The organism is Desulfitobacterium sp. (assembly GCF_034927245.1).
Lineage (GTDB): Bacteria > Bacillota > Desulfitobacteriia > Desulfitobacteriales > Desulfitobacteriaceae > Desulfitobacterium_A.
The window spans coordinates 1-18111 of sequence record NZ_JAYFQK010000079.1 but is presented as its reverse complement, the minus strand read 5'-3'; the positions used below and the strand labels follow the sequence as shown (position 1 = coordinate 18111).

Below are 18111 nucleotides of genomic sequence, written 5' to 3'. Positions count from 1 at the left end.
GGTTTCAATCAATCCAGCCGATGAAACCATTCCAATCTTAACTGCATCCGGATAGATATCGGTAAAAATACTATCCAACTGTTTGCCTAAAAATTCCGGAGTGACCTCCATAATGCCTGTAACACCGGTTGTATTCTGTGCCGTAAGTGCAGTAACCGCACTCATGGCATATACGCCATTTGCGGTCATTGTCTTAATATCTGCCTGGATGCCAGCGCCTCCGCAGGAATCACTTCCCGCGATTGTTAATGCTTTTTTCATCTTTTTCTCCATTCCGCTGTATATACAGCTTGGTTCCATCCATATCAAATATCTCTCCCGCAATCAGGCCTTCACCGCCTTTTCGGTTAATTCTTTCAGTTCAGTTGTAGCCTTAACAATGTCGGGCTGTGCAAAAATTGCGCTGATTACAGCTATTCCGCATATTCCGGAGCCTGACAATTCCATTACGTTATCTTTACTGATACCTCCGATTGCCACGACAGGAATACTTACAGCTTTGCAGATTTCTTTCAGGGTCTCATGGCTTACATCATCTGCATCTGCCTTAGAACCGGTATGAAATACTGCTCCGACCCCGAGGTAATCTGCGCCTTTCTTTTCTGCCAATACTGCCTGCTTAACTGTTTGCGCCGATACTCCGAGAATCTTATCCTTTCCTATCAGTTCACGGACACTGCCAGCCTCCATATCACTTTGGCCCACATGAACCCCGTCGGCATCCACTGCTATGGCTATATCTACATTATCATTGATGACAAATGGGACATGATACTTCTTACATAATTCTTTTATTTCTCTTGCTTCCTCAAGGACCCTTCCATCTCCTAATTCTTTCTCCCTAAGCTGTATAAAGGTTGCTCCACCCTTTAGTGCCTTTTCCACCTGGCTATAGAGAGTCATACTTCCAAGCCAGGACCTGTCGGTAACAGTATATAAAAGCAAATCCTTCTTATCGCACTTCATACTTTGCTCCTTTCTCCAACGTTTCCCCATCCATATTATAAATAGCGTCAATTATTCTGTTTCGGTATGTGGAATTTCCATCGGAAGGCTGCATATTGCTCCATCCGATTTCTCCTGCAAGACCCATGGCGCACACGGCTGCTGCAGCCGCTTCAAGCTCATTATCCGGGTTTGCAACAAGAAAAGCCGTCATCATTCCGGAAAGCTGGCAGCCTGTTCCTGTGATTTTTCCCATTTCGGCTCTTCCATTTCTTATGACATAGCATTTATCTTCATCTGCAACAAGGTCAATTGCTCCCGTTACTGCTGCAATGCATCCCGCCTCTTTGGCAAATGCTTTCACAAACGCCACCGCATTATCAAGGGAAGTTTCCGTTACCGCATCTGCCACATCAGCTTCAACACCCTTGGTACTTCCGCTTCCAAATGCTAAGGTCTTAATCTCAGAAATATTTCCTCTGATTGCATTAAACTTAATCTCTTTCATCAGCTTGACCGCCGTATCGGTACGAAGTTTACTTGCGCCTGCTCCAACCGGATCAAGCAAAATTTTATGTCCAAGTATGTTTGCTTTCTTTCCGGCAAGAAACATGGACGGTATTGTATTTTTGTTCAGTGTTCCGATATTAATGTTCAGACCGCCACAAATGGACGTGATATCTTCCGCATCCTCCAAATCATCTGACATAATCGGACTTGCTCCGCAGGCAAGGAGAATATTTGCAACATCGTTCACTGTTACATAGTTTGTAATATTGTGGACTAGAGGTACTTTATTACGGACATTTTCAATACACTTTTTTAGCATGCTATCTCCTTTCGCAAATACAAACTGAAAGGCATGTCAACATAAAAAAACTGCATATATACCAATGAAAGTATATATGCAGCAATCTCTGCTAAGTATATCCCTACGTTGGCATTACCCAAATCAGGTTACGGGTCTAAGCATACAGCTTACTCTCAGCCTGCTTATCGCAAGCTCCCCTTCGTATTTACTTGTAATTATACTACGGTATAACGGAAAATCAACTATAATTGTTTACCTGTACTTTGCTATGTGAATTATATAAAAGCTCTTTACTGAACATAATTCTATACCTATACATATAGATCTGAAAGAAGTTTCTTTGTTCCTTCTTTATTTTCCTCATCAATTATTAAATCACAAGTTAATTTATCTATGTCACAGAAATCCATATCTGGTTTATATCCTTTATCTGGTTTCACCAATGATTCATCATCAATCTGTCAGATGTTGCTTCACAACTTCTCCTAGGGCATCTTCCTGCTCGAGGGTCTGACCCCCTCAAGCAGAAATTCCATTTACACAAAATAATTTACATTCCCTTATGATGTTCTTATCATTGCTGGAGTGCTTGGTATGCAATACTTTTTTTCAACCAGAAATAATGTTTATTGGGGCGCTATTATTCCTGTCCTTTTTGTTACTTGGCTAACTTGGAGGTTATTTACCACTCACATTGAAAGTATTTTGGCTTATGTATTAATTCTCTTAGTTGGTTTAGCTTTCCTTACTGGACAATGGTATAGTGGTCGAGAATCCCTTCATAAACAAAGAAAAAAGGAATTAAATAAAATGAAAACCCACGACATCCAATAGAGAAAATGGGAAGTTGTTAATCTCATCCAGTGTCTCAATCAAAAAGCTCACCGGACGGAACCCGTCATTAGACGAAATCATTGCTGACTTCTTATTCTTCATCCAGCCGTCATAGAAATCTTCGCCACCGTGAGCAAGATTCATAACGAAAGTAGACATACATAAGAAATTATGTTCTCAGAGTTAAATCCAAATTCATTTAACAAATATACAGTATTACCGCTTCAAACTGTTATTAAATGATTTATTCTTTGTTAATAACCCAACCCAGTTTGTCAGCATAGTTTCAGTACTGTACTATCGGTAAAAACTAAATCAAAGCCTGTATTTTAGACTTTGTTTTACCTTTTGAAGTGAAGCTTAATCCGTGAATGTCAATTCACCTCATTGGAACAAATATCGTTGAAAATTCTTCGGAATACGGCATTGGGCTTTCGTGAGAATTCCTCAATCGCGTACTTACCACGGATTTTTCCGTTTTTGTAGATATCAATGCTGCCGTTTTCAAATGTAATCAGTTCGTTATTGAATTTGAATCTCAACTCATTGTCTTCATCATTAATCGTCGTATGATTCGCTAACCGCTTTAATTCAGTATATAGCCGATACTCAGCCTCGGAGCGAATAGACAGCTCCGGAAGCTCCGAGCTGTGATGCAGCAAAAAAGTATTTGTCAAAAGGCGCGCGGCAAAACCCATCTCCTTCGGCCGAATCGGTTTTGCGAGTTCTTTCCATTTCTTGATTTCAAAACGATAGTAAAGTTCTTCGGATTTCTTGGGAATTTCAAGAATTTCCGACCGCTTCACAGGAATACACTTCGTAACCTCTCCATAATAGCGAATGCCGGCACTCCGGCCGAACAGTCTTATGGACTGATAGATGGCGACATAACGAATCGGGAAACTGCTTTCATCCAATCTTGAAACCGGGATATGGTAAAACCGGTGTTGCAGGCAAATTTTTAACTGTCCTGGGCTGCTCAAAGCACCGACCAAAACATCGCGGACGGACCAATCAGTCCTTGCCAACTTTTCTTCGATGCCGCGTGGCAATGTCGCGCGCTCAAAAGCTGATTCCGGCGAATCGGAGATGAGTTCGTCTAGCATTTCTGTCACCATTTTTGTAGCAGATGGCAGGAACGGAAGACCGCCGATGTTCACTTTATCGATGCTTTGATAGAAACGGTGATTACGATATTCGTCTTCGTTGCTGTAGGGGAAAAGGACGTATGCGCCAAACATGGTACGTTCAAAGGGTGTGGCTCCATTACAATAAACAATAGCGTCCCTATAGCGGTGCATCGTGTTGATGTCCCCAACCTCCGGGCCAGGGCGGTGAGAAATCGTCTCGTAATAATCCGTTCCGGGCAAGGCAGGGTTGATTCGATATTTGGCGTCAAATACATACTCATATTGTACGTTGGCGCCTTTTTTCTCTAGGGTCAAAACATTGTCCGGCTTCTGCGTAACGGTAGGTACGTCCATTTCTTTAGGGTTGTAGGAAAGTATGATAGTTTCACCCGTATCCGGATTGCGATATTTCACCTTTGAGCCGCATCCTTTTACCAGAGATACAAAAAGACCGTTTCCCTGAACTTTGATAATATCTTGAGAAATCAATTCGTACCGGTCCTTCATTAAGCTGTTCAGCTTAATAAAACACCAGTATTCGTAAAGAAGAGCCAGGTCTTTTACAGAAATATTAAACACATCGCCACTGATAGAAAGGCCCCGTAGAAGCATCAGATAATATTTGTATAGATCTCGATAGCCTAATGCCATTGAAAAAACCAAAGACATGCCGGAAGAGGCTTCACGTGCGCTCACTTTCGCGAGAAATGACGCGTTGCAACGACGATTTACGTTTTTGATCATATCGTCAATCTGAGCTATGATGGCCTGGTCTTCTTCGCGTTGCAAATGTAGGTAATTCTTCCTGAAGCCTTCCAGCTTTTTTACGGTGGATTCCAATATGTATTTTGCCAGGCGATTTTCTTTGGTATCGTAGGTAACCTGTTTTTTTACGGCCAGGGCGTGTGCCACAGCAATCGTCCCGTTTGATACTGCGGCCTGTTCCGGATGCTTCTCTACCCAGCGAATAGTTTTCGCATCGATTCGCTTGATTTTATGGTTTGGGAGAACCTCGTGTGTCGTCTCCAGCAAATGGTGCGGCTGTGCCAAAATCATATCGGTTGCTTTCAAAAAGTCCGCATAGATTTTTCGGATCACAGCAAAGAACTCCACCGGGCTGCTGTTTACATGATCGCTCTGCTGATAGCCAAAATAGGTTTTCTTTAAAAGATCAAAAACGATATTATAAACTTCTTTCGTAACATCTTCGACAATGCTTTTATAGTCATCTTTGTAATTGATTTTAGTGGGAAACACCTCAATAACAAGGCGAAGATAGCTAACACCGTCTATTTGGATAACCAGGTCAGAGAGGCCAATTTCATTGCCAAAGTTGATAATACCGGACAAAATTTCGTGATGACGGCTTGCACGGGTCACTTTATTGCGGATGTTAAGATTATCGTGCCAGAAAGCTACCGTATGCCCATCAGCTGCCTCGACAATTAACTCATAACGCTGTTGTTCGTAAAATAGAGGAACGATCGCATATATACCGGAATAGATGCCGTTGTTAACCGCCAGAACGCTTGGCTCGGCACATCCTTTCAAAGATAACTCGTACTCTTCATAGCAGAATACTTTAAAGGTCGAGTCTTTTTCCATGTATGTTGCTTCCTGAAAGTTTGGATGAACCGCACGCCCTTTGATGGTTAAACTAACTTTATCTGTTTGGATATATACCAGTTCATCAGAGCCAGTATGAAGTGAATCCATCTTCTTCGTATCTCCTCACCATGAAGGCAATCTTTTGGGCACTTTGTTTGTATTTGCAATCCGCACTTTGGGCCGCCTTGTACATCTTCGAGCCGATATTATCGTTGTTAGTTTGATATCCTTCATAATCACCGGCACAATGCTTAAAAAGCTCACAGAGCATATTTTTGATGGACGCGTTGCTTCCTTGAATGCGTGGCAAAATCTTTTGCATGATCTCATTGTCTAACGCATCGTCTCGGTCAAGCAGTTCGTCATTTTTATTGTTTAGCATGTAAAAGACAATTTCGTCCCTTACGCGATAACCCACATGAGCGTTCGAAAGATGCAGAATGCGGTTGATTTCCTGAAGCTCTACACAAAGCTCATTTACAAATTCCGTTTCCGTTGTACATTGGGAGAGCAAAAGATATTTTGTCTTCAAAAAAACATTCGGCAGGTCTTGGGCCCTTTCATTTTCCGCCCCTTCCCCAATCATCTGTGGGAGCAAATCCACATACGAGAACTCTATCGTATTGGCTCGGTCCAACACTTTACGGCTAAAGGGAAAGGTCGTCTCATCCATGTTGACGGTGCCGATAATGTATAGATTCTCCGGCAGAGGAACCTTTCCATAACGTCCGATCGCATCCCCATCAGCCCCAAAGTAAGTATCTGGAACAAGCCGATCTGACACAATTCTTCCAGACGCATCAAAATCACGCGTTTCTATAATTGATAACACGTCGCTAAAGTAATATTCAACCCGCGCCAGATTCATCTCGTCTAAACACAGGAAATAGGGACGTGCCGAATCAATCTCTGCTTTTTTCACGAAATCGATAATGGCGCCTGGAACAAATTTACCGTGCAATACTGAATAGTGAATTGCTACTTCTAGAGATCTAATGACAGAAAAGATGTTACCTGAAAACGCAGCAGTCGTGATTAAAGGTACGAATTCTAAATTAGACCCATGAAACATTTTGGGGTATTCTTCAAAGCAAAGACTAATCGACAAGTGTCCGGATGAGCCGGAATACGCATACATTCCCTTTAACTAAACTTCTTTATAATTTCTAATATTGCATTTCCGTACTTATTGCATTTAATATCTCCAAAACCGGATACCTTTTTTATATCATCTAAAGTCTTAGGCACCACCGAAATTAATTCTTCCATTTGCGCATTGTTATAAATAAAGTAAGGTTTTATATTCTCAACTTGGCTGGTTTCATAACGATATTGCCTTAAAGCTTTATATAGAGGGGTTTCCCCTATATTAACCCGAGCATGTGCAGGTTCACTTACCCTTTTTTCTTCTATTTTATTAATTGAATATTTCTCCGAAAAATCTATTTTCTTGGGTTTGTGTAAACTTAAGAAAAACTCTGCGAGTTCAAACATTTGCTTTTCTGTACTAAGCTCATCTTTCCGTTCACTCATCTTTTTCTTTATATATTCAATTAACTGGTCACTACGAATAATTTGTTCTCTTATTTCTTTTTTAGCAAATCTAAGATTAATAATTGTTTTTGGATTGGCAAGAACAACAACGGATTTATAATTATCATAAAAGTATTTTTCGAAAAATGTCTTGGTTAAAATATTGTTCTTTGTAGAGAATCTGACTTTCTTTATCATTTCTAGGTGCCGGGTGTTTTGTGTAATGGGACTGTAAATCCCCTCTTTTTTATACTTACCATTAAACTCAACAGTACGGATAAAATCCCCACTACTATTTACTTCTATATTCCCAAATAGATTTTTACACTCGATGATCAAATTAACCTTTTTCGTAATAATCAAATAGTCTATTTGAGCAGATAAGCCATCGTATTCGATGTTTAGATCATGTAATATGAGCATGGGAATATAGCTATTATTCAATTCAAATGCAACATTGTCTTCACCAACAATACCATAAGAAAGTAATTTAATATCCAGCTCAATTTGCGGTTTTATATTGTCTGGAGCGGTCTTAAGGAAATTTTCTAATTCTTCCAACTGTAACTTTGCATCATTATCGGCTTTAATAAAAATTGGTTTATTTAGCACAGGTTTTTGTGTTATTGCTTCTTTTAGATGATCAAAAAAAGGCATAAAATCACAACCCTCAGAATATTTTATCATTATTGTAAATCAGAAGATAAAATATAACAATAACTTACCAAATGTAATTGCCAAATCCTAAACATCTGAATTGAAAAAGTCACCGTCTACGAGGACAAGTTCACCGTGGAATTCAAGTCCGGCGTGACGATAGATGTTGAAGCATAATATAAAACGAACAAGGCACTCTACATGGTGTGAACGTAGGGTGCCTTTCTCTTTGAGTCCAGTAAAAAGCGATAACCAAAAAGATGAAATTTATGTCCTTTTATATAATTATTTTTTCTTAACAGGAATCCAAATTTCACTGTAGTAGTTTTCATCCTGGCTGCCATTGGGATATTCGGACAAATTGGTATACATTTCAATGTTATAGCCTGCCGCGATTTCATAATCCTTGCAATTAGGCAGCCATTCCGAAAATATTTTCTGGTTCACATCTTGCAGGGCTTTCGGCATTGCGCCTCTGCAGGCAAAAACAGCCCAGGTGTGCTTCGGTATGGTCTTTGTGACAAAACCATCCGGTACTACTGCAGATGGGTCATAATTATCCGCAATCAAGTATTCAAACTCATCGGGACCTGTGCCCTCGTCAAGGCATACGCCGTACATTCCGCAAATAATGCTCCCTTTTCCTGTTTTGTAATGCTCCGTCCAAAACTGAGGGATTTCTGATTTTGCTGTATCATATTTGAACATCCTCGAAGCGCCAATGACTGTAAACGAATCCTTGTCAACAATTTTGTAATCCATAAGATAACCGCCTTCCAATGTAAATTTGATTTTTAGCGGGGCAAACGATTTAATCATCGCTCCATCCCTCCGTACAGCGGTAGGCGTGACACCGTGAAACCGGGTGAAAGCTTTTGTAAAGCTATCTGGTGAATCATAACCGTACTTCAGAGCTATATCAATGATTTTTTCATCAGTTGAAACAAGCTCACTGCCGGCAAGTGTGAGCCTGCGTTGCCTGACATATTCACCGACCGTAAAACCGCAGAGCATCGCAAAACCTTTTTGAAAATAAAACGGAGAAACAAATGCCCGTTTTGCAATGCCCTCTATTTCTAGTTCTTCGGTGATGTTTTCTTCAATATAGCTGATAGCTTCGCCGATCCCTTCAATCCATCCCACAATCACTACCTCCCCTCTGTATTTACATCCTATCAAATTACATGCAGTCATGCCCGATTTTTAGTGTTACGTTTTGTCTGTCATATAGTATTTATTCTTCGATGCCCCAACATCCAACCTGACCACACAACCTCGAACTTTTCAAAAAACATCCAATCTGACCACACGTCAAACAATGACATCTAATCTGCTCTGTCACATTAAAAATATGGACTCTTGGACTTATTCCCGCGAACAGTAAAAAGCGCGTTTCCCAACACATCAGTTTAAACCCCAAAACCACAGAAATGGCTTATTTACGTCTAATAGTAATAGAGCAACTTATCCACAGCCTGTATCCCGATTTTATTCGACTGCCCGTATATAATTTATGTTGGATAAAATTGAAAAGGTGTGACTAGAAAATGTTAGAGTATATTTCAGCCCCGGAAGCAGCGGAGAAATGGAGCATTTCTGAAAGACGAGTACAAAAGCTATGTGAGGAAAATCGAATAACCGGCGTGGCGAAGTTTAGCCGTATGTGGCTGATTCCAAAGGACGCAGAAAAGCCTATTGATGGGCGGCATACCCGTAGAAAAATAAAGGACGGTGAAAACGAATGAAACATATTTTTTTTATTGAAGATGATTTGAGTTTAATTAGTGGGTTATCTTTTGCAAATTAGAGACCTCCTAGAAAATTGATATCTACTTTAAAGCCCCAAGTTGCCAATTTCGTTCTCTTGTGACTGCCTCCATATCTTCGGGCAGCATTAGATTAACTACTTTTATGGCGTAATCTATGGCGTAATCAGAAGCAACCATAGCGTGCTCCTTCATATGTCCAGTACCAACAGCCTGACCGGTAACACGAAGGGCAACCTGAATAACTAAATCAGGACATTCTTTTGCTATCTTATGGATTTTAAATCCCGCCTGCCGCACATCATGCATACGTGCCTCGCCTCTTTGCCATCTTTCGTTTGTTATAAAACCATCCTGAATGGCTTCACAATTATCGTAATCGTAATTTACAAACTCTAGAATATGTTTGGCAAGCTTAATTGCCCATTGTGCCATCTCAACCTGTGACTTATTTTCGTAGATTGCATCAAGTTGAGATCTCAATTCTGTATTATCATTAATTTTAATTTTTACCTTCGTTGGCATATTTCCCTCCATACAAGTTCTTTGTTTAACGTAAAGCAATTCCACCTTATAGTTGAAATTACTCGGTTATCTTTTCATATCCCTGCTGATTTGAAAAAGTCTTTTCAATAGCCTTCAAATTACCATTCATTTTGCTAACCCGGTTAAGAATTCCTACAGGACCATGCCTAAACCTCTCGATTTACACGGCTAATAAATGCTGTTTTCTCTTTTTATCTTACTTTACACCCTTTAAAACTCTTGGCATATTTTATACCAACTGAAATTATTTTAATATCCCTACTAAAGATTGGATGAGATATATGCAGAAAATCCGAAAAGCAATTATTCCGGCTGCAGGACTTGGGACACGCTTTTTGCCGGCAACTAAGGCTCAACCTAAGGAAATGTTACCGATTGTGGATAAACCTACAATCCAATTTATTGTTGAAGAAGCCGTTAAATCAGAAATTAAAGAAATCATAATTGTTACCGGTCGGAGTAAACGGGCAATAGAAGATCATTTTGACCGCTCGCTAGAACTGGAAATTTTATTGAAAAAGACTAAGAAAAAAGAGCTTTTGCATATGGTCCAAGATATTTCACGGATGGCGGATATTTATTATGTTCGTCAGAAGGAAGCTCTAGGATTAGGTCATGCCATCTATTGTGCACGCCAGTTCATTGGAGATGAGCCTTTCGCCGTACTGCTTGGGGATGATGTTATTCATGCCGGGGTTCCCTGTCTAAAGCAAATGATTAATGTTTATAAACGTTATGGTACAAGTATTGTGGGGGTCCAGGAGGTTCCTTTGGAAGACACTTCTAAATATGGCATCGTTGACGGGGAAAAAATATGCGAGCGTATTTACAGAACCCGGGATCTGATTGAAAAGCCAACTCCTGAAAATACCCCCGTGACACGTTTGGCCATTATGGGCCGTTATATTTTAAATCCGGAGATTTTTGGTATTCTGAAAAATCTTCATCCCGGGAAGGGTGGGGAAATACAACTGACTGATGGTTTACGTGAACTTAGCAAGATTCAGGAAGTTATTGCCTATAACTTTGAAGGACGACGGTACGATGTAGGAGACAAGCTTGGATTTATTAAGGCTAACATTGAATACGGTTTACAGCATGACGATTTGTCTGACCAGTTAATACACTACTTACGGGAACTTGTAGGCCAGACAAATCCGAGAAATTGAATGTAAATTGAATAACCAGAGGATGCCTCGAACCAATTGATGCATCCTCTCACAATTTTCGCTATTCAACATCACTCAAATACATTCCCGAATTGGAAAATCCGTTCCACGTCTTACCTATTTATCACATTAACCTTTCGTTGACCCGCCTGAACAGTCTGGGAACTACCTTGGAAACTAGCCTGATTACTCGTGTTTGTGGGCCTTATTTCTTCATCTTCATCATCATCGTCATCGTTGTCATCGTTGTCATCGTCATCATCGTCGTCTTGGTCCAATTCTTCTTCAATTGTTTCATTAATAAAATCGAATTTAAAAACTTGACCATCCGTAAACTTAACCTTTACTTTATCGAGCTCTTTTCCATTAGCCATTGTACTGTTAACCTGTCTTAATAATTCATCCTTGTTCATATTTTTTCCACCTTCCTATAATTTTGAAATTCAAGACTTTTTAATAAACTTAAGAAAGGACTTGCTAGCTTATTATATGATCAAACTTTGTCAATGGTGCTTTAGAATCTCTACTCAATATTTATAAAATCATTGATTTGGCTGTTAAGGCCTTTTTTTAAAGTAGTTATGGGATTGTAATTAAGAAGTCGTTGTGCCTTTGAAATATCTGCCCACGTATTTCGTGGTTCACCTTTAAGTCCCCTGGTAAATTCCAGATTTGCCTTTTTACCAATTATCTCTTCTAACTGCTTAATAACTTGTAAGACTGACGCACATTCTCTGCCGCCGAGATTAATTGTTTCTCCTATCACCTTCTCTGCTTGCAGAACTGCAACAGTTCCCTCCACACAATCGCTGACAAAGGTAAAATCCCGCGTTTGGTTTCCATCTCCATATATTTGTAGGGTTTCATCGTTAAGGATCCCCTTGATAAAGCGGTGAAAGGCCATATCTGAGCGTTGTCTTGGTCCATAGACCGTAAAATATCTTAAGATTACAAGCGGGATGTTATAGCTTATTTGGTATACCTTACAAAGATGTTCTGCAGTAAGCTTACTCACGCCATAGGGTGAGAGTGGATTTGGAATAGATTCCTCTGCAACTTTCCCGACCTTTTCCCCATAAACTGAAGAAGTTGAAATATAGATAAATTTTTGAACAGGGAATTCGCGAACTGCTTCTAATAAGGTCTGAGTGGCTGAGATATTATGACTAACATATTCCTTAAAGTCGGTTCCCCAGCTTGTGCGTACCCCCGGCATGCCAGCTAGATGGTAGACTGCATCAATACCGTCTAAAGTTCTCGCTAAATCCGCTTCACGAAGATCCGTCTGATAGAATTTAAAACGTGAATTTAAGAGTAATTCCCGAAGATTTCTCTGTTTGGTTTCATTCAAGGAAGAATTAATAAAACCATCGATTCCAACGACCTCAGTGTTGTTCAATTGAAGTAACCGCTCGCACAGATGCGAACCTATGAAACCCGCTGCTCCGGTAACAAGTATCCTCATTGTTTCCCCACTCCCAGATAAATAAGTCCATTTTTTCGAATGATTTCAGCTTCTAAGCAGTTTCTAGCATCAAGAATAATTGACCCGCTCATTCCGGACTTGACCTCTGCCCAATTAGAGTTATGAAATTGTTCCCATTCCGTAGCAATAATCAAAGCATCCGAATCAGTGACCGATTCATACTGGTCAGCATGACAGCATATGCCGGGTAATTGAAGCTGAACTACCGGATCATACGTGTGAACGTGAGCGCCTTTGTTGATTAATTCATTGATTAAGGCTATAGCTGGAGAGAAGCGCAAATCATCAGTATTTGGCTTAAAGGTTACACCCCAGACCGTTATTTTCTTATCTGTTAAATCAGGCAGGAAGGTATTAAGTTTCCGTAGATATAAATCAACCTGACTGTTGTTTATTTCTAAGACAGCGTCAAGCAGCCTTGTATCCACATTCTTTCTCTGGGCGGAATATTTTAGGGACCTAAGATCTTTAGGAAGACATGATCCTCCAAAACCTAAACCAGCGTTTAAAAAATCCCGGCCAATTCTTGGGTCAGTTCCCAATCCCTGAGCAACATCCGGATACTCCACATTATAGGCATCACAGATCCGTGCTGTTTCATTGGCAAATGAAATTTTTGTGGCTAAAAACGCATTGCTTGCATATTTAATCATTTCTGCACCTGTTAAACTCGTAAAAATTAGAGGGGTTCTTCCCCTTTGGTATAATTTTTTTAAAACTTTAATTGGCCTTTTTGTTTTTGTCCCAAATACTATTTTGTTGGGATGAAAAATATCCCACAAGGCTGCACCTTCCCTTAGAAATTCCGGATTTGAAACAATATCGAACAGTTTTTCATCAATACCTTCATCCAGGAATCGTTGGTGAATCCATTCATTTGTTCCGGGAGGAACGGTACTTTTCGTGATGACAATCTTGTAATCTTGAATTGTCGAAAGAATAAGCTCAAGAACATTATGAACATAACCAAGATCACTACTGCCATCCTCTTTAGGCGGTGTACCCACGGCAATAAGAATAATCTGATTGTTTTTAATACCTTCATTTACATCAAAGGAAAAATGAAGATTACCATTTTGGACATTTCTTTGAATTAATTCCTCTAATCCGGGTTCATAGATTGGAATCAACCCCTGATTAAGCATTTCAATCTTAGATTGCTCTATATCAACACATTGTACGTCGTGTCCAAATTCTGCTAAAGCGGCAGAAGTTGTCAATCCTACATAACCAGCACCTACGACACATATATTCATCATCCAGCGAACCCACTCCCATTTCTGTCGATTACTACAGTTTATTACCGATATGGCAGTCGTGTTCCGTATTTTAGTATTTCTATTTTGGCTCCAATTTTCACGTTGCAGAATATTTTATAACAGTGGTTTTTAAAGTAATGGGGGTGGAGTTGTGGGTGAATATATAATTCAGCCGTGGGATTGTGATAATTGCCCCACACTAGTTAAGAGTGATATCTATGTACCGCCGGAGATTGATGATCTTGCTCAGCAGGTTATGCGTAATTATGATATGGTTGTTTTTAGTAAAGAAGTCATAACAACGAAATCCGATAAAGGCGGAGCAATATGGAAAATCAAAACGGATAAAGGTCCACGTAGTTTAAAGCTTTTACACCGAAAGCCAATACGAAGTCTTTTTTCAATCGGAGCACAGGACTATCTTGTAAAGCAAGGCGCACGTGTTCCGGAATTAAAAACTACGAAAGAAGGTACCCTTTATATCAATAAGGGGGGGAAACTATGGATCGTAACCGATTGGATTGAGCCTCTTACCCCGGCAAGCAAAGATATTGAAGGAGCTTGCGCCTTGTGTTACGGTCTTGGCGAATTTCATAAATATAGCCGGGGGTATACTCCTCCCATGGGCTCACAAAAAGCTTCAAGGTTATACAGATGGTCTGCGTATTATAATAAAATTATCCAAAAGTTTGATTGGTTTCGTCACATTGCCAGAGTGTATACAGAGATTGAATCCAGTCAGTTCCTGCTTGAAGCAATTGAACGTTTTGAACACCAGGCTATAAATTCCTTAACCTACCTTGAGCAGCAATCCTCCTATGCTCAGATGATTTCTAAGGGAGAAACGTATTGGGGCCTGGTTCACCAAGACTATGGATGGTCAAACGGCCAACTTGGACCTGGAGGTCTCTGGGTTATCGATTTAGATGGTGTAGCCTACGATTTACCCATTCGTGATCTTCGGAAGCTTATTTCCGGGACAATGGACGATATGGGAAGATGGGATGTCCAGTGGATTCAGGCTATGATTGACTCCTATCATCAGGCAAATCCAATGGATAGAGAGACTTACGACGTTTTAATTAATGATTTGGCTTTTCCCAATGAGTTTTATAAGCAAATAAATGAGCTTTTCTATGACCCAGTTTCATATTTAAGTCATGATTTTGAAGGTATTTATCAACATCTTCTGCTCCTAGAAGAAACAAAAGAAACTGCCTTGGGTGAACTTAGATCTTCGAACGTAAATTACACTTTAGGCAGCTATGAATCAAACCTCGAGATTGCCCCAGAAACCCTTGAATTAATGCAATTAGATGATAGTATTGGTATTGAAAGTTCTCTTAATGAATCCGATCAAGTTATAAACCGTCCACTATTGATGCTAAACAAAAAATTAAACGTTCTAATGATCTGTACTGAAAAACTCCCCGTTCCACCTGTACGTGGAGGGGCTATCCAAACCTATATCGAGGGAATATCCGGAATGTTAGGAACCCATCACCATTTGACAATTCTAGGGACTTCTGACCCTTCATTACCACCGGAAGAAGATCGAAATAATATTCATTATGTAAGAATTAATGGCGAACGAGTTTTTGAAATTTATGCTAAACAGGTTATTGGATTTCTTAAAGATAGAAATTATGATCTTATTCATGTGTTTAATAGACCCCGACTTATTCCACTCATTCGTAAGATTGCCCCATATTCGCACCTCATTTTAAGTATGCACAATGATATGTTTAGTCCAAATAAAATAAAAAAACAGGATGCACAAATTGCCATACAAGAAGTTGACCGGATCATTACAATCAGTGATTATATTGGAAAGACAATTTGCGCTCTTTATCCTGAAGCTGTTTCAAAAGTTCACACCATCTATTCGGGTGTAAATCTCGATAAATTAATCCCCTGGAAACAATCACAGTTCTCGACCTTTATTCGTCAAAAAATACGTCATGAGCATGAACTAGTAACAAAGACCGTTATTTTATTTGTCGGACGCTTAACACCCAAAAAGGGCATTGATTTATTACTTCACGCTCTGAACAATCTGCATCAATCAAATCCAAATATCGCTCTTGTTATTGTTGGCGGAACCTGGTATAGCGAGAATACTTTAACAGATTATGTTGCCTATGTTCGTACCTTAGCGGAAAGGGCCCCCTTCCCAGTTATTACAACAGGTTACGTTCCAGCAGAAGAAATTCACCAGTGGTTCTGGGCTGCTGATATTTTTGTATGTCCTTCTCAATGGCAGGAACCTCTTGCTCGCGTTCATTATGAAGCAATGTCAGCGGGATTGCCTTTTGTAACTACTGCACGAGGAGGTAATCCAGAAGTTATAATGGAGAAAAATGGCTTAGTCGTCAAACATCCTGAAGATGCAGTTGAATTCGCAGAAACCTTAAGAATTCTTTTTGAGGATGTAAAACTTCAGGAAAAGATGGGGCAAACAGGTAGACGATTAGCAGAGGAACGATTTAGTTGGCATCGTGTTGCTGATGAGGTATTAGGCATCTGGAAAGAAGTAATTGAAATGGGTAGGGAAGAAAAGGTTAAGAGACCGCCGGGAGAACTTAGTAAAGCAGTCAAGAATAATATAGCTAAAGACTCGAATGAACTTAAAAAGTCCAAATGGAAGGTTTTAAATGAAGCTGAAACAGATCATTTTTTGGAGACAAACAATCGTGTAGCTAGAAATTTGTCCCCCACCTTCAAAGGTTCTTCGGTAGTAAGAATCACCAAAGATATGATCCGAATTCCTGACGAGGGATTCGCGATCCGGTTTAGGTATTAATAAGCCCGAAAAGGTTGGCTAAAACTTCTTAGCCAACCTTTTCGGGCATTTTTTAGTTCATATCGGGATTTACATCATAGATGTGATACCAGATGTATAGCATTCTCATCCTGAACGATGGACATCCCGAGCGGGAAGTTATTTAAGCCAACCCATCGATATCTTTTGTCGAGAGGGTTAAATTGAAACTTAAAGCTTGTAGGCTTGACACACGCCATTGGCCAACAGGATGGCACTTGTTTTCAATTTTCAATAATATGACCCCGAATCAACGTTTATTTGGTTCTCGATGAATGCTTTAGAAATGAGCATAGCCTGGATTATGGGCTTAAAGCGATTGAATTGCGAACTTCCTTTTTCATATTTACTTTGTGCTTTTGTAGTTTTAGTGATGATTGAAACTACAGGAGGTAGTGCCTCTGTTAATTCTTTGCTTGTATAATTTATTGTTTGATCACCTGTAAGAAGCGCCTTGGAAATATAGAGCGCTTTAATTCTGTTTTTTAAGAGCGAATGTTGAGATGTTCCCTCTGAAAACTTAAGTTGCATTTTTTCGCATTTAGTAATGGTAGAAGATAGTAAGGATATGGCTTTTTCCAATTCTTCTTTGTTAAATTCCATCATGACACATCCTTATCAAATTCCTGTTTGATTATTAAGCAATTCCACCTTATTCCTTTTCTCTGGCAATTTTATTTATGCCTTTCGCCGTCTGTCGCACCTCGTATTCAAGGAGAAGCATTCCGCCGGGATAGGCGCGGTGCCCGGTAAGGGTCAAATACTGACGTGCCCCACATGGGGGGAGCAACTGCACCCCACCTCCCAGAAGAATCGGGATCACCGCTAGTTCGACTGTATCAACCAGATTCCATGTGAGAAGCTGCGAGAAGAGATTTCCTCCGCCATAGAGCCAGATATCTCGACCGGGTTGCGCGCGAAGCTCTCGAACACGCGCTTTAAGGCCCTCGCTCACAATCTCGACATCAGGATAATCCTCAGGTCGAAGCGATCGCGAGGCGACGATCACTTGCTTCGTGCGAAAGTTCTCGCCCGTTGCACGTACAATCTCGTACGTGCGCCGACCCATCAGCAACGTGTCGAATTGCGCATACAATGCCCCAAAATCAAACGAAGTCTCTGGTGTAATCCAATCAAACTCATCATTTGGTCCCGCAATGTAGCCATCTAGGCTACATGCGACTTGATATCGCACCCGTCTCATTTGATTATCACCTCCACCTTAATTTACACTATAAGATAATTATGACTACAATTTTTTCTCTATCAACACGATACACTCCACATGCCTTGAGTAGATAAAAATGATGTCGCCAGAACCTGGTGGGGCCTTGGCGGAAGGGTGGATTTCCAAAATCCGAGCCTATATACCCATTTGGAGATTTTTACTTCCAATCAGATATATTGATTTCACTGCTGAAAGCAGAGGAAATTCCATCCTCACACCTTGTGTAATGGCAAATTCAGGGTATTGAGTTGCGATCTAACGAACTTCGGTCTGTGTTGAACTAATTAGGGTCATTTCTCCATACCCTCACTAGCCCTT

Annotated in this window: 18 protein-coding genes and 1 riboswitch; of the genes, 3 read left to right on the top strand and 15 right to left on the bottom strand. The window is 40.2% G+C overall.

The genetic code is table 11. The features are described from left to right. From thiD to VB077_RS16125, 9 genes are all read right to left on the bottom strand, one after another. Nucleotides 1-261: bifunctional hydroxymethylpyrimidine kinase/phosphomethylpyrimidine kinase (thiD, locus tag VB077_RS16165; protein ID WP_323416290.1), on the bottom strand; the 261-nt coding region annotated here is incomplete at its 3' end. A gap of 63 nt (nt 262-324) precedes the next feature. After that, nucleotides 325-966 carry a thiamine phosphate synthase gene (gene thiE, locus VB077_RS16160; protein WP_323416289.1) on the bottom strand — a complete coding sequence of 214 codons (642 nt, stop codon included), beginning with the start codon at nt 964-966 and terminating at the stop codon, nt 325-327. After that, nucleotides 953-1774 (bottom strand): hydroxyethylthiazole kinase, encoded by an 822-nt coding sequence (gene thiM / locus VB077_RS16155; RefSeq protein ID WP_323416288.1) that lies wholly within the window; start codon nt 1772-1774, stop codon nt 953-955. Before thiM ends, thiE begins: the two co-directional genes overlap by 14 nt. Before the next feature lie 83 nt (nt 1775-1857). After that, nucleotides 1858-1965: riboswitch (TPP riboswitch) on the bottom strand. Nucleotides 1966-2067: 102 nt separating this feature from the next. Continuing rightward, a complete protein-coding gene (locus VB077_RS16150) occupies nt 2068-2196 on the bottom strand; it encodes a hypothetical protein (protein ID WP_323416287.1) in 129 nt (42 codons plus the stop codon). 361 nt (nt 2197-2557) lie between these two features. Then, nucleotides 2558-2749, bottom strand: coding sequence for a TIGR04076 family protein (locus tag VB077_RS16145; RefSeq protein ID WP_416337079.1), 192 nt, complete (start codon nt 2747-2749; stop codon nt 2558-2560). 215 nt (nt 2750-2964) lie between these two features. Further along, entirely contained in the window at nt 2965-5325 is a 2361-nt protein-coding gene (locus VB077_RS16140; RefSeq protein ID WP_323416286.1) for a restriction endonuclease-like protein, read from the bottom strand. A gap of 85 nt (nt 5326-5410) precedes the next feature. Next, complete coding sequence (locus tag VB077_RS16135; RefSeq protein ID WP_323416285.1) at nt 5411-6250, bottom strand: hypothetical protein; 840 nt, start codon at nt 6248-6250, stop codon at nt 5411-5413. 221 nt (nt 6251-6471) lie between these two features. Continuing rightward, nucleotides 6472-7518, bottom strand: coding sequence for an HRDC domain-containing protein (locus VB077_RS16130; protein ID WP_323416284.1), 1047 nt, complete (start codon nt 7516-7518; stop codon nt 6472-6474). 285 nt (nt 7519-7803) lie between these two features. Further along, nucleotides 7804-8661 carry an AraC family transcriptional regulator gene (locus VB077_RS16125; RefSeq protein WP_323416283.1) on the bottom strand — a complete coding sequence of 286 codons (858 nt, stop codon included), beginning with the start codon at nt 8659-8661 and terminating at the stop codon, nt 7804-7806. Between the two features lie 404 nt (nt 8662-9065). Between VB077_RS16125 and VB077_RS16120 the strand changes: the two genes are divergently transcribed. Next, complete coding sequence (locus VB077_RS16120) at nt 9066-9263, top strand: DNA-binding protein (protein WP_323416282.1); 198 nt, start codon at nt 9066-9068, stop codon at nt 9261-9263. An 84-nt stretch (nt 9264-9347) separates the two neighbouring features. Here VB077_RS16120 and VB077_RS16115 read toward each other — a convergent pair whose 3' ends face one another. Then, nucleotides 9348-9809 carry a putative immunity protein gene (locus VB077_RS16115; RefSeq protein ID WP_323416281.1) on the bottom strand — a complete coding sequence of 154 codons (462 nt, stop codon included), beginning with the start codon at nt 9807-9809 and terminating at the stop codon, nt 9348-9350. Between the two features lie 302 nt (nt 9810-10111). Between VB077_RS16115 and galU the strand changes: the two genes are divergently transcribed. Continuing rightward, nucleotides 10112-10999, top strand: a complete 888-nt coding sequence (gene galU, locus VB077_RS16110) for a UTP--glucose-1-phosphate uridylyltransferase GalU (protein ID WP_323416280.1) — start codon at nt 10112-10114, stop codon at nt 10997-10999. Between the two features lie 113 nt (nt 11000-11112). Here the strand turns inward: galU and VB077_RS16105 are convergent, their stop codons facing one another. The 3 genes from VB077_RS16105 to VB077_RS16095 all read right to left on the bottom strand — a co-directional run bounded on the left by VB077_RS16105 (nt 11113) and on the right by VB077_RS16095 (nt 13744). Then, a complete protein-coding gene (locus VB077_RS16105) occupies nt 11113-11412 on the bottom strand; it encodes a hypothetical protein (protein WP_323416279.1) in 300 nt (99 codons plus the stop codon). A 110-nt stretch (nt 11413-11522) separates the two neighbouring features. Further along, the gene (locus VB077_RS16100) at nt 11523-12464 is read right to left on the bottom strand and encodes an NAD-dependent epimerase/dehydratase family protein (protein WP_323416278.1); all 942 of its coding nucleotides are present in this window, start codon (nt 12462-12464) and stop codon (nt 11523-11525) included. Then, nucleotides 12461-13744, bottom strand: coding sequence for a UDP-glucose/GDP-mannose dehydrogenase family protein (locus VB077_RS16095; RefSeq protein ID WP_323416277.1), 1284 nt, complete (start codon nt 13742-13744; stop codon nt 12461-12463). Before VB077_RS16095 ends, VB077_RS16100 begins: the two co-directional genes overlap by 4 nt. A gap of 151 nt (nt 13745-13895) precedes the next feature. Here VB077_RS16095 and VB077_RS16090 point away from each other — a divergent pair, with 151 nt between their 5' ends. Beyond that, nucleotides 13896-16547 (top strand): CotS family spore coat protein, encoded by a 2652-nt coding sequence (locus VB077_RS16090; protein ID WP_323416276.1) that lies wholly within the window; start codon nt 13896-13898, stop codon nt 16545-16547. Nucleotides 16548-16796: 249 nt separating this feature from the next. Here VB077_RS16090 and VB077_RS16085 read toward each other — a convergent pair whose 3' ends face one another. After that, the gene (locus tag VB077_RS16085; protein WP_323416275.1) at nt 16797-17171 is read right to left on the bottom strand and encodes a hypothetical protein; all 375 of its coding nucleotides are present in this window, start codon (nt 17169-17171) and stop codon (nt 16797-16799) included. A 46-nt stretch (nt 17172-17217) separates the two neighbouring features. Then, nucleotides 17218-17769 (bottom strand): dihydrofolate reductase family protein, encoded by a 552-nt coding sequence (locus tag VB077_RS16080; protein ID WP_323416274.1) that lies wholly within the window; start codon nt 17767-17769, stop codon nt 17218-17220. Between the last annotated feature and the right edge of the window lie 342 nt (nt 17770-18111).

What these genes read in the sequence shown, in the direction of transcription:
- VB077_RS16115 (WP_323416281.1), bottom strand. Translation starts at nt 9,809, where the DNA reads ATGCCAACGAAGGTAAAAATTAAAATTAATGATAATACAGAATTGAGA.
- VB077_RS16130 (WP_323416284.1), bottom strand. Translation starts at nt 7,518, where the DNA reads ATGCCTTTTTTTGATCATCTAAAAGAAGCAATAACACAAAAACCTGTG.
- VB077_RS16100 (WP_323416278.1), bottom strand. Translation starts at nt 12,464, where the DNA reads ATGAGGATACTTGTTACCGGAGCAGCGGGTTTCATAGGTTCGCATCTG.
- thiE (WP_323416289.1), bottom strand. Translation starts at nt 966, where the DNA reads ATGAAGTGCGATAAGAAGGATTTGCTTTTATATACTGTTACCGACAGG.
- VB077_RS16120 (WP_323416282.1), top strand. Translation starts at nt 9,066, where the DNA reads ATGTTAGAGTATATTTCAGCCCCGGAAGCAGCGGAGAAATGGAGCATT.
- galU (WP_323416280.1), top strand. Translation starts at nt 10,112, where the DNA reads ATGCAGAAAATCCGAAAAGCAATTATTCCGGCTGCAGGACTTGGGACA.
- thiM (WP_323416288.1), bottom strand. Translation starts at nt 1,774, where the DNA reads ATGCTAAAAAAGTGTATTGAAAATGTCCGTAATAAAGTACCTCTAGTC.
- VB077_RS16140 (WP_323416286.1), bottom strand. Translation starts at nt 5,325, where the DNA reads ATGGAAAAAGACTCGACCTTTAAAGTATTCTGCTATGAAGAGTACGAG.
- VB077_RS16095 (WP_323416277.1), bottom strand. Translation starts at nt 13,744, where the DNA reads ATGATGAATATATGTGTCGTAGGTGCTGGTTATGTAGGATTGACAACT.
- VB077_RS16085 (WP_323416275.1), bottom strand. Translation starts at nt 17,171, where the DNA reads ATGATGGAATTTAACAAAGAAGAATTGGAAAAAGCCATATCCTTACTA.
- VB077_RS16080 (WP_323416274.1), bottom strand. Translation starts at nt 17,769, where the DNA reads ATGAGACGGGTGCGATATCAAGTCGCATGTAGCCTAGATGGCTACATT.
- VB077_RS16105 (WP_323416279.1), bottom strand. Translation starts at nt 11,412, where the DNA reads ATGAACAAGGATGAATTATTAAGACAGGTTAACAGTACAATGGCTAAT.
- VB077_RS16145 (WP_416337079.1), bottom strand. Translation starts at nt 2,749, where the DNA reads ATGTCTACTTTCGTTATGAATCTTGCTCACGGTGGCGAAGATTTCTAT.